The sequence below is a fragment of the Streptomyces sp. NPDC001889 genome (genome assembly GCF_053594535.1).
In genome coordinates, this window is sequence record NZ_JBSFER010000030.1 from 1 (window position 1) to 14,697 (window position 14,697).

Genomic DNA, 14,697 nt, shown 5'->3' on the forward strand with positions numbered 1-14,697 from the left:
ATCTGGCGTTGACTTTTGGCACGCTGTTGAGTTCTCAAGGAACGGACGCTTCCTTCAGACCCTTTTCACCAGGTCCTCCGGGCTTTCCCTTCGGTGTGGTCAAACCGTATCAGGCTTTTCGTGTCCCTCTGACCACCGTTCCGCGGACATGCGGAAGCATCGATCAGTGAGTATCCGGACTTGATACGCCGCTGCCGACCCCCGACTTGATGTCGTGTTGGCGTCAGGCAGGAGTACGACAGTACCCGCCACCCAGATGCGAGGCAAATCGCTGTCGGGGCCGCTCCGCCGGGCGGTCAACCGACAGCATTCGGGCGGAACCGGGACTTCATATGACTTACGCTGCTCAACAGTGCGCCGTCCCGGACAGGCAGTGACGGCGCGGTACCGACTCTCCGCCCCTCTGGGAGGCTCCATGACCACCGTGACGTCACCTCTTGCCGGACGCGCCATCGGACTGACGGCGGTGCCGGACCCGGTGTTCTCCGGTGCGATGGTCGGGCCGGGTACCGCCATCGACCCCGTGCGCGAGCCCTCGGAGGCCCTGGCCCCCGTCGACGGGGTCATCGTCTCGCTCCACCCGCACGCGTATGTCGTGGTCGACAGCGAGGGGCACGGAGTCCTGACCCACCTGGGGATCGACACCGTGCAGCTCAATGGCGAGGGCTTCGAGCTGCTGGTCAACAAGGGCGACACGGTCACGCGCGGCCAGGCCGTGGTCCGCTGGAACCCGTCCGCCGTGGAAGAGGCGGGGAAGTCCCCCATCTGTCCGGTGGTGGCGCTGGAGGCCACGGCCGACGCTCTCGGGGAGGTCCGGGAGGACGGAGATCTGAAGGCCGGGGACACGCTCTTCACCTGGCAGTGATGCCGGACCGGGCAACGGGCAGTAGGACATCCAGCGCGGCGGCACCTCCCGCCGCTCGATCGGAGACGGGTGAGATGGAGACAACGCTGCGAGGCGTCGGTGTGAGCCATGGCGTGGCCATCGGCGAGGTCCGGCACATGGGGACGGCCGTCCTCGAACCGCCGGCGAAGCAGATCCCGGCGCAGGACGCGGAACGGGAGCAGGCGCGCGCGCACAAGGCCGTGGAAGCGGTGGCCGCCGATCTGATCGCCCGCGGCAATCTGGCCGGTGGCGAGGCGCAGGCCGTGCTCGAAGCGCAGGCCATGATGGCCCAGGACCCGGAGCTGATGGCCGATGTGGAGCGGCGGATCGCCGTCGGCAGCTCCGCCGAGCGTGCGGTGTACGACGCCTTCGCCTCGTATCGGGCGCTGCTGGCGGGTGCCGGTGAGTATCTGGCCGGGCGGGTCGCGGATCTGGACGATGTGCGGAACCGGATCGTGGCGCGGCTGCTGGGTGTGCCGATGCCGGGGGTGCCGGACAGCGATGAGCCGTATGTGCTGATCGCCCGGGACCTGGCGCCCGCGGACACGGCGCTGCTCGACCCCGCGCTGGTCCTGGGGTTCGTGACCGAGGAGGGCGGGCCGACGAGTCACAGCGCGATCCTCGCGCGGGCGCTCGGGGTGCCCGCCGTGGTGGCGTTGGCGGGGGCTGGTGAGCTGGCCGAGGGCACGCTGATCGCGGTCGACGGCAGCACCGGTGAGATTTTCGTGGAGCCCAGCGCGGAGAAGCGGTCCGAGCTGGAGCGGGCCGCCGCCGCGCGGAAGGCCGCGCTGGCCGGTTCCCGTGGGCCGGGGGCGACTTCGGACGGGCACAAGGTGCCTCTGCTGGCCAATGTCGGCGGCCCCGCGGATGTGCCGGCCGCGGTGGAGGCCGGGGCCGAGGGGGTCGGTCTCTTCCGTACGGAGTTCCTCTTCCTGGACGACAGCGAGCGGGCGCCGTCGGAGGAGAAGCAGGTCGAGGCGTACCGCCAGGTGCTCGCGGCGTTCCCGGAGGGCCGGGTGGTCGTGCGGGTGCTGGACGCGGGCGCGGACAAGCCGCTCGACTTCCTCACTCCGGCCGATGAGCCCAACCCGGCGCTGGGAGTGCGCGGGCTGCGGAGCCTGCTGGATCATCCGGATGTGCTGCGGACGCAGCTGACGGCGCTGGCGCGGGCCGCCGCGGGTCTGCCGGTGTATCTGGAGGTCATGGCGCCGATGGTGGCGGACCGTACGGACGCCAGGGCGTTCGCGGACGCGTGTCGTGAGGCGGGGCTCCAGGCCAAGTTCGGCGCGATGGTGGAGATCCCGTCCGCCGCGCTGCGGGCGCGTTCGATTCTTCAGGAGGTCGAGTTCCTCTCGCTCGGCACCAATGATCTGGCGCAGTACGCGTTCGCCGCCGACCGGCAGGTGGGTGCGGTGTCGCGGTTGCAGGACCCCTGGCAGCCGGCGCTGCTGGATCTGGTGGCGATGTCGGCCGAGGCCGCGAAGGCCGAGGGCAAGAGCTGTGGTGTCTGCGGTGAGGCCGCCTCCGATCCGCTGCTGGCGTGTGTGCTGACCGGTCTGGGGGTGACCTCCCTGTCCATGGGTGCGGCGTCGATTCCCTATGTGCGGGCGACGCTGGCGAAGTACACGCTGGCGCAGTGCGAGCGGGCGGCTGCCGCCGCGCGGGCCGTCGACACCGCCGAGGAGGCACGGGTGGCCGCTCGGGCGGTGCTGTCGGGCGAGTAGCGCCTGTCCGGGTCACCGGGCTGGTCAGGGGGAGGGCCTCGCTGCGGCGGGGCCCTCCCCTTCCGTATCGGTGGCGGGTCCGGTCAGTGGTGGGGCTGCGGCGGGTCGGCGGCGATGTCGAAGCCCGCGCGGTACTCCACGCCGGGTTCGGGGGAGAGCGGTTCGCCGGTGGCGGCGTCGGTGCAGTAGGCGCTGAACACTTCGCCCTCGGTGAGGGGGAGGAGGCTGCCCTGGTTCAGGCGCCAGCCGTGGAGGCGGTCGGGTGTGCCGGGGGTGGTGGTGCGCAGTACCACTCCCCCGGGGTTGCCGAGGGCGATGGCGGTGGCCAGCACGGTGACGAATTCGGCGGCCTCGGTGGCGTCCATGTGGGCGGTGGGTGTGGTGTCCCCGTCGGCGTGCAGGACGGCGAGGAGTTGCTCCTCGGGTGCGGGGGCGCTGCACACCAGGTGGTGCCGGCCCGGGCCGGCGGCTTCGAGGAGGCGCATCAGGAGGTGGGAGGCCCGGTCGAAGGCGGCTCGGCCGATGTCCTGGCCGCAGTCGGCGCACTCCCCGATGTCGGCGAGGAGCGCGGAGGCGTACTCCCAGGTGGCGCGGCGGACGGCGTGGCCGATGAGCTGGGGCAGCAGGGTGTGGAGGGGTTCTCCTCCGTAGGGGAGGGTGCTGCCGCGCTCGGCGATTCCGGCGGTGTATCTGCTGCGGCTGACAGGGGTGTCGGGGTCGAGGCCGTGCGCGGCGCAGTAGGCGGCGAAGTCCTCGGGGTCGAAGAGGGCGATGGTGGTGTGCAGGTGGGTGGCGGCGAGGGAGGTGAGGAGGGCCTCGATCTCGCGGAGGTAGGCCGGGTGGTCGTCGAAGGTGAAGGTGCGGTAGCGGCGCATGGCGGCGAAGTCGGTGGCGTCCGCGACGACGCCGATGGTGGGCACGGCTTCGCGCCGGAGGGTGGTGCGCACCGGTGTGCGGTTTCCGGGGCCGTTGCCGGTGCGCCGGGGGCCGCCGCGACCGCGCTGTCCGGATCGGCGGGTGCGGCGGGCCGGGGGCGTGGCCGATGCCCGGCCGGCCGGGGTGCCGGATCGGCGGGTGGGTGGTGTGGGTCCGGGGCTTTCGGTGGGCTCGCCCGGCGCCGGGCCGGGCGTCGGATTGGGCATCGGACCGGGCGTCTCGTCGGGCGTCTCGTCGAAGGGTGGTCCGGCGTGTGTCATGTCTCCCCCATGCGGTCCCGTCGACATGCGGTCTGTCGACTACTGACTACTCACCGTAGCGATGGGGTCTGACAATCCGGCCGGGTCTCAGTGTCCGCGGGTGCGGGCCAGCTCCTCGTAGAAGGCGAGGAGGCCGGGGTCGTCGACGGAGCCGGGGTTGACCGTCCGGGTGAGGGGGGCGCCCTGGAGCAGGCGTTTCACCGGTACTTCGAGGCGTTTGCCGGTGAGGGTGTGGGGGACGGCGGGGATGTCGATGATGTCGTCGGGGACATGGCGCGGGGAGAGCTGTTCGCGGATCGTGCGCTTGATCCGGTCGCGCAGCCCGTCGTCGAGGGACGCGCCGGGGGCGAGGTGGACGAACAGGGGCATCCAGTAGCCGCCGTCCGGTTCCTCCAGGCCGATGACGAGGGATTCGCGGATTTCGGGGAGCCGTTCGACGGCTTCGTAGATGTCCGCCGAGCCCATGCGGACGCCCTGGCGGTTCAGGGTGGAGTCGGAGCGGCCGTGGATGACGACGGAGCCCCGGTCGGTGATGGTGATCCAGTCCCCGTGGCGCCAGACGCCGGGGAACATCTCGAAGTAGCTCTCGCGGTAGCGGCTGCCGTCGGGGTCGTTCCAGAACCGGATCGGCATGGAGGGCATGGGGGTGGTGACGACGAGTTCGCCGACCTCGCCGATGAGGGGCTTGCCGTGGGGGTCCCAGGACTGGAGGCCGGTGCCGAGGCAGGCGGCCTGGAGTTCGCCGACGCGGACCGGGAGGGTGGGTACCGCTCCGGCGAAGCAGCTGCACACGTCCGTACCGCCGCTCACGGAGGCGATCCACAGGTCGGCGCCGGTGTCGGCGAATTCGTCGTGGAGCCAGCGGAAGCCGTCGGGCGGCAGGGGCGATCCGGTGGTGGCGACGCATCCGATGCGGGAGAGGTCCAGGTCGCGCGCGGGGTGGACGCCGGCTTTGCGGCAGGCCATGACGTACGCGGCGGAGGTGCCGAAGAAGGTCGCCCCGGTGCGTTCGGCGACGGTCCACTGGGCGTCGGTGCCGGGGTGGCCGGGGCTGCCGTCGTAGAGGACGACCGTGGTGCCGGTGAGCAGGCCGGAGACGAGGAAGTTCCACATCATCCAGCCGGTGGAGGTGTACCAGAAGAACCGGTCCCTGGGGCCGAGGTCGCAGTGGAGGGAGAGCTGTTTGAGGTGCTCCAGCAGAATGCCGCCCTGGGACTGGACGATGGCCTTGGGGAGGCCGGTGGTGCCGGAGGAGTACAGGACCCAGAGGGGGTGGTCGAAGGGGACCTGCTCGAAGACGGGTTCGGCGGTGCCCGCGGTGAGGGCGGCCCAGTCGAGTGCGCCGTCGGGGGCCGGGGTGCCGAGCAAGGGGATGTGGACCGTCGCGCGGAGGGTGGGCAGTTCGGCGCGGAGTTCGGCGACGGTGTCGGCGCGGTGGTGCTCCTTGCCGCCGTAGCGGTAGCCGTCGACGGCGAAGAGGACGACCGGTTCGACCTGCTGGAAGCGGTCGAGGACGCTGCGGGCGCCGAAGTCGGGGGCACAGGAGGTCCAGACCGCGCCGACGGCGGCGGTGGCGAGGAGGGCGGTGACGGCCTGGGGGATGTTGGGGAGGTAGCCGCTGACGCGGTCGCCGGGGCGTACGCCGAGGGCGCGCAGCTCGGCGGCGAGCGCGCCGACCTGGCGCCGGAGTTCGGACCAGCTCACGGGAGCCGGCTCGTGCGTTTCGTCCGCGTGGAGGAGCGCGGGTTCGTCGGGGCGTTCCCCGGCGGCTCTGAGGGCGTGTTCGGCGTAGTTGAGGGTGGCGCCGGGGAACCACCGGGCGCCGGGCATGGCGGGGTCGGCGAGTACGGACTCGTACGGCGTGCCGAAGCGGACGCCGGACCAGTCGGCGACCGCGCGCCAGAAGTCCGGGAGCCGCTCGGTGGACCAGCGGTGCAGGGCCGGGTAGCCGCCGTCGGCGGGGGCTCCGTGGTGTCGGGCGGCCCAGGCCTGGAAGCGGGTGACGCGCGCGGCGGCGATCCGGTCGGGTCCGGGCTGCCACAGGGGCGCTGGGTTCGCTGCTGGGGTCATGGGGCGGCTCCCGGGTGGCTCTGGGTGCTTGCGGCTCTGCCTGGTCGGTGCGGTGCCGGCGCGAGGTCCCTCGGGGTCCGCGCTGCTGTCAGGGACGATGCCATGTGATCGTCCTTCGCACCAGGGTTCCTCTCCCCGGTGGAGATGCCCGTCGACACGGCCGAATGTCGCCCCAACCCGGGTGAACAGGAGCTGAACGGAGCGGCCCCGGCGGGGCCCGGGTGGCAGGCTGAACTGCATGGACGGTCGGGGACTGGCGGGCTCGGTGCGGACTCTCGCGGTGTGGCGGACGCTGCGCGCGGCACGGCTCGCGTGGCGGCGGCGGAGAATCGACGCCCGGGGGCTGCCCGCCGGAGGTCCGGAGCGGGCGCGGGTGCCGGGGGCGGTGACCGGTGCCGAGCCGCTGCCGGGGGGCGGGGTCGTCCGGTTCGCCCGGTCGGAGCTGCGCGTCTGTGTGGTGGCGGGTGGCGCGGTGTTCTGGGGTTGGGACGGTGCGGGGCCGGAGCCGTCGTACGCGCTGGCGGGGGCTCCGCCGGCGCCGGACGCGCGGGCCTCGCTGGAGCCGGACAAGGACGGCGGCTGGCGGGTGGTGTCGGAGCGGGTGACGGTGGAGGTCTCGCGTCACGGCGCGGTGGAGGTCCGGACGCCCGGTGGGGTGGTACTGCGGCGGGAGCTGCCGCCGCGCTGGTGGGAGCCGGTGCGCGGGGGTGGTCCCGCGCGGTGGGCGCAGCGGTCGGAGGTGGCGGCCGATGCGCGGTTCTTCGGTCTGGGCGGCCGGGCCTCGGGTCCTCGGCTGCGGAATGGGACGTACCGGCTGTGGAACACCGATCCCCAGGGGTCGTTCGGGCCGGGGGACGATCCGCTCTCGATCACCATGCCGGTGCAGTTGGTGGTCGCCGACGCGGGCACGCATCTGGTTTTTCTGGACAATTCCTGGGAAGGGCGGGTGATCCTGCGCGAAGGTGAGGAGGGGGCGGGTTCCGGTCATGACCGGCCGGGGACGTCCGAGGTGCGGATGGTGGGGGGTCCGCTGCGCTGCTGGGTGATCGTGGGCAAGCCGGCCCGGGTGCTGGCGCGCTGGTCGCGGCTGACGGGCGCGCCGGCGGTGCCGCCGTCGTGGGCGCTGGGGCCGCAGCACGCCCGCTGGGGTTTCGGCGGCGAGGAGGCGGTGCGGCGGATCGCCGGGGGGTATCTGGAGCGGGATCTTCCGCTCTCTGCGGTCCATCTGGACATCGATCACCTCGACGGGCACCGGGTGTTCACCGTCGACCGTGAGCGTTTTCCGGCGCTGCCGGCCCTGGCGGAGGAGCTGCGCGCGGCGGGGGTGCGGCTGGTCTCCATCGTGGACCCGGCGGTGCGGGCGGAGCCGGGGAGCGCGGTGTACGACAGCGGGGTGGCGGCCGGGGCCTTCGTCCGGGACGGGCGCGGCCGTGAGGTGCGGGGGATGGTCTGGCCCGGTGAGTGCGCCTATCCGGATTTCACCGATCCGGGTGCGCGGGACTGGTGGGGCGGGCTCTACCGGGAGCGGCTCGCGCAGGGCTTCTCGGGGGTGTGGCACGACATGAACGAGCCGGTGTCCTTCGCGCCCTTCGGCGACCGGACGCTGCCGCGCTCGGCCCGGCACGCCCTGGAGGGCCGCGGGGGTGATCATCGCGAGGCCCACAATGTGTACGCGCTGACGATGGCGCGGGCCGGTTACGAGGGGCTGCGGCGGCTGCGCCCGGCGGAGCGGCCCTTTCTCTTCTCCCGCTCGGGGTGGGCGGGGATGCAGCGGTACGGAGGGACCTGGTCCGGTGATGTCTCCAGCGGCTGGCCGGGGTTGCGGGCCTCGCTCTCGCTGGTGCTGGGGCTCGGTCTGTGCGGGGTGCCGTACTCGGGGCCGGATGTCGGCGGTTTCGATGGTTCCCCTTCGCCCGAGCTGTATCTGCGCTGGTTCCAGCTGGCGGCGTATCTGCCGCTGTTCCGCACGCACGCGGCGATCGGCGCGGGGCGCCGGGAGCCCTGGGAGTTCGGTCCCGCGGTGCTGGAGCACGCGCGGGCGGCGCTGCTGGAGCGGGAGCGGTTGCGCCCGTACTTCGTCACGCTCGCCCATCTGGCGGGGCTGACGGGGGCGCCGTATGTGCGTCCGCTGTGGTGGGGGGCGCCGGAGGACCGGCTGTTGCGGGAGTGCGAGGACGCGTTCCTGCTGGGAGACGCGCTGCTGGTGGCGCCGGTGCTGGCGCGGGGCGCGGTGCGGCGGCCGGTGCCGCTGCCGAAGGGGCGCTGGTACGACACGGTGACGGGCCGGGCGTACGACGGGCCGGGGCAGGTGGTGCTGGACGCCCCGCTGTCGCGGGTGCCGGTGCTGGCGCGGGCGGGTTCGGTGGTTCCGGTGCGCGGGGCGGACGGCGGCCTGGAGCTGGAGGCGTGGGCTCCGGTCGGGGGGCGCAGGGGCGGCGGGCTGGTGGTCGCGGACACCGGGGACGGGTGGGAGCGGGCGGAGGTGGAGCGGTTCGCGAGCCGGCTGGTGGACGGGCGGGTGAAGGTGCGGCAGGTCAGGAGCGATGGGTCGGGTCCGCCCCGGTGGCGGGTGCGGGTGCGGGGGCTGGGCGCGGAGCCGGCGGGGTAGCCGGGAGGTGCTCCGGGTGCGGTCGGGCGTGCCCGGGAGAGGAGGCTCCGGGTCCGGTCGGGCGTGCCGGGAGAGGGGCCTCGGGCGCGGTCAGCCGTAGCGGTGCAGAAACCATCTCCGTACCGCTGTGGTGTGCAGGGAGAAGGCAAGTTCGCCGGGGGTGCGCAGCAGATGCCAGCCGGAGGTCTCGGCGGTGGGGGCGGAGGGCGGCAGTGCGGTGGCGGGGCGTTCGGGGAGCAGGCCGAAGAGGAGGAGATGGCCTGTGGGGGCGCTGAGGGCGTCCGCGAGCCGGACATCGGATGCCGGGGCCTCGATGCCGGTCTCCTCGTGGAGTTCGCGGACGACGGCCTGCTGCCAGCTCTCCCCGGAGTCGATGAAGCCGCCGGGCAGGGCGGTGCCGCCGAGCCGGGGTTCGATGGTGCGGGTGATGACGACGAGGCCGGAGCCGTCCGCGTCGCGGGTGGGCTGGAGCGCCACGGCGACCGGGAGCGGGTTGCGGTAGGCGGTGGCGCCGCAGCCGGGGCAGGTGCGGGGCCAGTCGGTGGGGGCGGAGCCGTAGGGCGTTCCGCAGTTGCCGCAGAAGGAGTTCTCGGGCACGCGCGGACTGTATCGGACTCCCCGTCGCGGGTGCGCTTCTTCCGGACGGCGGAAGCCCTCCCCCGCTGTTCCGGTCTCGCCGGGGGCGGGACCCGCTGTTCCGGTCTCGCCGGGGGCGGGGCGGCCGTGGCACACTTCTGACGCATCGTCAGTTCATCGGGCGGGGGCACTCCGCCGGATCGCCGCGCAGGGAGGATCTGTGACCCGCACACCCGTCGTGGCCGGATGGTTCACCCAGGACGGCGGCGAGGAGGACTTCCGGCTGCTGGGCGCCCGCTGCGCGGTCTGCTCGGCGGTCTCCTTCCCGCCGGGGGACGACTTCTGCCGCGATCCCGCCTGCCCGGGGGATGAGCCGGTCGAGGTGCCGCTCTCGAAGCGGGGCAGGGTGTGGTCGTACACCGATGGGCGCCACCGCCCGCCCGCGCCCTATGTCTCGGACCCGGACGCGCCCTGGGAGCCGTACACCCTGGTCGCCGTGGAGCTGGCGGCCGAGCGCATGGTGGTGCTGGGGCAGGCGGTGCCGGGGGTGACACCGGCGGATCTCGCGGTCGGGATGGAGGTCGAGGTCGTGCCCGGGGTGCTGAGCGGGGGCGGGGGTACGGCCCGGGCCACCTGGCACTGGCGACCGGTGGAGGTGATCCGGTGACCGGTGGGGCCGGCGGGGCCGGTGACATCGCGGTTCTCGGGGCCGGAATGCACCCCTGGGGCAAGTGGGGTCACAGCTTTGTCCGGTACGGCACTGTCGCGGCGCGGGCGGCCCTCGCCGACGCCGGGCTGGACTGGCGGCGGGTGGACTCGGTGGTCGGCGCGGGCACCGTGCGCGGCGGGTACCCCGGCCATGTGGCGGGGGCGACGTTCGCCCGGGCCCTCGGCTGGCAGGGCGCGCGGATCACCAGTGTGTACGCCGCCTGCGCCTCGGGCGCGCAGGCGATCGGCGTCGCCCGCGCGCAGATTCTCTCCGGTATCGCCGATGTGGTGCTGGTGGTGGGCGCGGACGCGGCGCCGAAAGGATTCTTCGCACCGGCGGGCGGTGAACGGCCCGATGATCCGGACTGGCTGCGCTTCCGGGTGCTGGGGGCGACCAACCCCGCCTATTTCGGGCTCTGGGCACGCCGCCGGATGGCGCTGCACGGCGACACCCCGGACGACTTCGCCCTGGTCAAGGTGAAGAACGCGGCGGCGGGGGTGCTCAATCCGTACGCCCGCTACCGGTCCCCCGTCTCCCCGGCCGAGGTGAGCGCCTCCCCGGTGGTCGCCGATCCGCTGCGGCTGCTCGACATCTGCGCCACCTCGGACGGAGGGGCCGCGCTGGTCCTCTCCAGTACGGAGTTCGCGCGCCGCCACGGGGTCGCGGACCCCGTCCGTATCCGCGCGGTCTCCACGGTCGGTCCGGTCCATCCGAGGACCGTCATCGACCTTCCCGATATCGCCACCGACTCGGCGGCCCTCGTGGAGCCGCCGCCGTGCTCCTTCCGGGCGTCGACGGTCCGGGCCGCGTACGAGGAGGCGGGGATCGGGCCGGAGGATCTCTCCCTCGCGGAGGTGTACGACCTCTCCACCGCGCTGGAGCTGGAGTGGTACGAGGACATCGGCCTGTGCGCGCCCGGCGAGGGGGCGAAGCTCGTGCGGGACGGGACGACGGCGCTGGGCGGTCGAGTCCCGGTCAATGTCAGCGGCGGGCTGGCGTCCTTCGGCGAGGCCGTACCCGCCCAGGCCATCGCCCAGGTCTGCGAGCTGACCTGGCAGCTGCGGGGCGTCGCCGGAGAACGCCAGGTACCGGGCGCCCGTGCCGGAATCACCGCGAATCAGGGGCTGTTCGGGCACGGCTCGGCGGTGGTGGCCGTACGGTGAGCGCCGCGCCGTCAAGAGGGGCCCCGGCCGGACCCGGGACGACTGTCCCTTGACGGTGCGCCACGGCCGGTGAACACTGCGTTGTCGTCGGCGCCGGCGCTGCGGCAACTGTCCGCCGCCGTCCGCTGTTTCCGGGCACCTCCGCACAGGGTTTCGGCCACCACGGCCACCACGGCCATCACGGGACACCACGCACGTCGCTCGTCGGTACGCCGGCCGGAGCGCGGGTTTCGCCTGCTCCGGCTCCTCGTATCCCTGGCACACCACGGCACATCGTGGAGCACACATCCCCGCACGCAGCACCGGGGCAGGCCCCGGGTGAGGGTTTAGGAGCGTCATGAGCAATGGAGACATCTTCGTCGGCGAGGCGGTCGGCACCGCGATTCTGATCATGTTCGGGGTGGGCGTCTGTGCCGCCGTGACCCTTCACCGCTCCAAAGCGCGAGCCGCCGGCTGGACCGCGATCACCTTCGGGTGGGGCTTCGGCGTGCTGGCGGGCGCGTACACCGCCGCCCCGTTGTCGGGCGGGCATCTCAACCCGGCCGTCACCCTGGGCATAGCCGTCGACACCGGGGAGTGGGGGAAGGTGCCCCTCTATGTCCTGGCGCAGTTCACCGGCGCGGTGATCGGCGCCGTACTGGCCTATCTGGTCTACTTCGCCCAGTTCCAGGCCAACCGGGACACGGCCACGGCGCAGCCCACCCTCGGGATCTTCGCCACCGCGCCGGAGATCCGCAGTCCGTTCGCGAACACGATGACCGAGGTGATCGTGACCGTCGGGCTGGTGCTGCCGATCCTCTCCCTCGCCAGGAATGACGGGATCGGTGTCGGGCAGGTGCCGGGGGAGGAAGCCGGGATCTATGGCTCGGGGATCTCCATCCTGCTGGTGTCGCTGCTGGTCGTCGGTATCGGCCTCTGCCTCGGGGGGCCCACCGGCTTCGCCGTCAACCCGGCGCGGGACCTGGGGCCGCGTATCGTCCACGCGCTGCTGCCGATCCCCAACAAGGGCTCGTCGGGGTGGGGATACGCCTGGGTTCCGGTGGTCGGGCCGGCCGTCGGCGGGGTGCTGGCCGGGCTGCTCTTCAACGTGATCCACTGACGCCCATCGCGGCGTCCACTCAACCGACAAGGGACCGGACATGACGGACAGGTTCGTCGCGGCGATCGATCAGGGCACCACCTCCAGCCGCTGCATCATCTTCGACCGGGACGGCGGGATCGTCGCCGTCGACCAGCGCGAGCACCGTCAGATCCTGCCCCGGCCCGGCTGGGTGGAGCACGACGCGACGGAGATCTGGAACACCGTGCGGGAGGTGGTCGCGGGGGCGCTGGCGAAGGCGGGCCTGGAGGCCGGCAAGATCAGCGCGCTCGGCATCACCAACCAGCGCGAGACCACCGTGCTGTGGGACCGGGCCACGGGGCGGCCGGTGCACCACGCGATCGTCTGGCAGGACACCCGTACCGCAGCGCTCTGTGCCGAACTGGGCGGCGACGCGGGCCAGGACCGCTTCCGGGAGGCCACCGGCCTGCCGCTGGCGAGCTACTTCTCCGGGCCCAAGGCCGCCTGGCTGCTGGAGCACGTGCCGGGGCTGCGCGAGCGGGCCGAGCGCGGCGAGATCGCGTTCGGCACCATGGACTCCTGGCTGATCTGGAATCTCACCGGGGGCCCGGAGGGCGGTGTCCATGTCACGGATGTGACCAACGCGTCCCGGACCATGCTGATGAATCTGCGCACCCTGGAGTGGGACCCGGAGATCCTCGACGCGATGCGGGTGCCCCGGGCCGTACTGCCGGAGATCCGCTCCTCGGCCGAGGTGTACGGGACGGCCGTGGGACCGCTCGCGGGGGTGCCGGTGGCCTCCGCGCTCGGCGACCAGCAGGCGGCGGTCTTCGGGCAGGCCTGCTACGAGGAGGGGACGGCGAAGAACACCTATGGCACGGGGAGTTTTCTGCTGCTGAACACCGGGGAGCGGCCCGTTCCGTCACGGAGCGGACTGATCACCACCCTGGGGTACAAGATCGGTGACGCCCGCCCGGTGTACTGCCTGGAGGGGTCGATCGCGGTCACCGGGTCCCTGGTGCAGTGGTTCCGCGACCAGTTGGGGATCATCCGTACCGCCGATGAGATCGAGACACTCGCGGAGAGCGTGGAGGACAACGGCGGCGCCTATGTGGTGCCCGCTTTCTCCGGGCTCTACGCGCCGTACTGGCGTGCCGACGCCCGGGGAGTCATCACCGGTCTGACCCGGTATGTCACCAAGGCGCATCTGGCACGGGCGGTGCTGGAGGCGACGAGCTGGCAGACCCGGGAGGTGGTGGACGCGATGTACGAGGACTCGGGGGTGCGGATCACCACGCTCAAGGTGGACGGCGGAATGACCGCGAACGGTCTGCTGATGCAGCACCAGGCGGATGTGCTGGGGGTGCCGGTGGTGCGGCCGAGGGTCTCCGAGACGACCTGTCTGGGCGCCGCGTACGCGGCGGGTCTGGCGACGGGTGTCTGGTCGGGGCTCGACGAGCTGACCTCGCACTGGCGGCGGGACGCGGAGTGGCAGCCCCGGATGGCGGCGGAGGTCCGGGAGCGGGAGTACGCGAACTGGCGCAAGGCGGTGGAGCGGAGCTTCGGGTGGGAGGAGGCCTGAGGCGGGCCGTCCGGGCCGGGCCAGGCGCCGGGCCCGGCGCCTGGCCCGGGGGTCCGTACCCCGGTGATCGGGGGTACGGACCCCGGGCCGGGGCGTCCAGGGGTACGGCCGGTTCCGGGCGGGTGGCGCCTCAGGTGGACGCGGCCTCGCGGCGCTCTCCGCCGACCCGTTCCAGGGCGTGTTCCACCACCGCGACCAGCACCTCCTTGACCGACTCGCGCTCCCGGGCGTCGCACATCATCAACGGGACACCGGGGTCGAGGTCGAGTGCCGCCCTGACCGAATCGGCCGGGAAGCGGCCGGCGCCGTCGAAGCAGTTGACCGCGACGGTGAAGGGGATGCCCCGGCGTTCGAAGTAGTCGACGGCCGCGAAGGAGTCCTCCAGGCGGCGGGTGTCGGCGAGGACGACCGCACCGAGCGCGCCCTGGGCCAGCTCGTCCCAGAGGAACCAGAAGCGGTCCTGTCCGGGGGTGCCGAAGACATAGAGAACCAGGTCCTCGCGGAGGGTGATCCGTCCGAAGTCCATGGCGACGGTGGTCGTCGTCTTGCTCTCGACCCCCTCGGTGTCGTCCACCGGGCGGCCCACCTCGCTGAGCGTCTCCTCGGTGCGCAGCGGTCTGATCTCGCTGACCGCGCCCACCAGGGTCGTCTTTCCCACCCCGAAGCCACCCGCGACCAGGATCTTCAGGGTCACCGGCTCGACGGGCCGCCGGCTGCTAGAGCGCCCGAAGACCATTGATCACCTCGCGGAGAATATTCACGTCCGGCAGTTCTGCCGGCGGAACGGGACGGGTTACGTGGACGAGTGCGTCCTCGACCAGATCGCCGACCAGGACCCGCACCACCCCGACGGGGAGGTCGAGGCCGGCCGCCAGTTCGGCGATGGACTGCGGGCTGTCCTCACAGCGTTCGACGATCTCGACATGCTCGGGGGAGAGCGACTGGTCGTGGACCGGATGATCGGCGGCGGGCTCCGGCACGACCAGCGCGATGAGGTCCATCCGGTGCTGGGCCGTCACCCGGGTGCGCCCGCGGGTCATGGCGTACGGACGGACCACCGGGCCCGCCTCCGCGTCGAAGTAGTGGTGCGGATGCTGGGCGTGATGGGTCGATTCGCTCATAC

12 protein-coding genes are annotated in these 14,697 nt (G+C 72.7%); 7 read left to right on the forward strand and 5 right to left on the reverse strand.

The annotated features are described in order from the left end of the window. The first annotated feature begins 415 nt into the window (after positions 1 to 415). Positions 416 to 865, forward strand: a complete 450-nt coding sequence (locus ACWCRA_RS30105; protein ID WP_351557650.1) for a PTS sugar transporter subunit IIA — start codon at positions 416 to 418, stop codon at positions 863 to 865. Positions 866 to 939: 74 nt separating this feature from the next. Beyond that, entirely contained in the window at positions 940 to 2,610 is a 1,671-nt protein-coding gene (ptsP, locus tag ACWCRA_RS30110; RefSeq protein ID WP_351557647.1) for a phosphoenolpyruvate--protein phosphotransferase, read from the forward strand. Positions 2,611 to 2,693: 83 nt separating this feature from the next. Here ptsP and ACWCRA_RS30115 read toward each other — a convergent pair whose 3' ends face one another. Both ACWCRA_RS30115 and ACWCRA_RS30120 read right to left on the reverse strand, forming a co-directional pair. Then, entirely contained in the window at positions 2,694 to 3,557 is an 864-nt protein-coding gene (locus ACWCRA_RS30115; protein WP_351557644.1) for a hypothetical protein, read from the reverse strand. A 336-nt stretch (positions 3,558 to 3,893) separates the two neighbouring features. Next, positions 3,894 to 5,876, reverse strand: coding sequence for an acetoacetate--CoA ligase (locus tag ACWCRA_RS30120; RefSeq protein ID WP_451069090.1), 1,983 nt, complete (start codon positions 5,874 to 5,876; stop codon positions 3,894 to 3,896). A gap of 238 nt (positions 5,877 to 6,114) precedes the next feature. Between ACWCRA_RS30120 and ACWCRA_RS30125 the strand changes: the two genes are divergently transcribed. After that, positions 6,115 to 8,484: a glycoside hydrolase family 31 protein gene (locus tag ACWCRA_RS30125; protein WP_451069091.1), complete on the forward strand. Its 2,370-nt coding sequence runs from the start codon at positions 6,115 to 6,117 to the stop codon at positions 8,482 to 8,484. 90 nt (positions 8,485 to 8,574) lie between these two features. On the opposite strand, the gene ACWCRA_RS30130 is transcribed toward ACWCRA_RS30125, so the two are convergent. After that, positions 8,575 to 9,081, reverse strand: coding sequence for an NUDIX domain-containing protein (locus tag ACWCRA_RS30130; protein WP_451069092.1), 507 nt, complete (start codon positions 9,079 to 9,081; stop codon positions 8,575 to 8,577). Positions 9,082 to 9,280: 199 nt separating this feature from the next. Between ACWCRA_RS30130 and ACWCRA_RS30135 the strand changes: the two genes are divergently transcribed. From ACWCRA_RS30135 to glpK, 4 genes are all read left to right on the forward strand, one after another. Beyond that, positions 9,281 to 9,727 carry a Zn-ribbon domain-containing OB-fold protein gene (locus ACWCRA_RS30135; protein ID WP_351557632.1) on the forward strand — a complete coding sequence of 149 codons (447 nt, stop codon included), beginning with the start codon at positions 9,281 to 9,283 and terminating at the stop codon, positions 9,725 to 9,727. Then, positions 9,724 to 10,932, forward strand: coding sequence for a lipid-transfer protein (locus ACWCRA_RS30140; protein WP_451069093.1), 1,209 nt, complete (start codon positions 9,724 to 9,726; stop codon positions 10,930 to 10,932). The genes ACWCRA_RS30135 and ACWCRA_RS30140 overlap by 4 nt, the downstream gene beginning before the upstream one ends. Positions 10,933 to 11,269: 337 nt before the next feature. Further along, entirely contained in the window at positions 11,270 to 12,031 is a 762-nt protein-coding gene (locus ACWCRA_RS30145) for an MIP/aquaporin family protein (protein ID WP_351557626.1), read from the forward strand. Between the two features lie 40 nt (positions 12,032 to 12,071). Beyond that, positions 12,072 to 13,574, forward strand: a complete 1,503-nt coding sequence (gene glpK / locus ACWCRA_RS30150; protein ID WP_451069094.1) for a glycerol kinase GlpK — start codon at positions 12,072 to 12,074, stop codon at positions 13,572 to 13,574. 130 nt (positions 13,575 to 13,704) lie between these two features. Here the strand turns inward: glpK and ACWCRA_RS30155 are convergent, their stop codons facing one another. After that, entirely contained in the window at positions 13,705 to 14,310 is a 606-nt protein-coding gene (locus tag ACWCRA_RS30155; protein WP_351557620.1) for a GTP-binding protein, read from the reverse strand. Further along, on the reverse strand, positions 14,291 to 14,695 hold the full coding sequence (locus ACWCRA_RS30160; protein ID WP_351557617.1) for a DUF742 domain-containing protein: 405 nt from the start codon (positions 14,693 to 14,695) through the stop codon (positions 14,291 to 14,293). The genes ACWCRA_RS30155 and ACWCRA_RS30160 overlap by 20 nt, the downstream gene beginning before the upstream one ends. Positions 14,696 to 14,697 lie beyond the last annotated feature (2 nt).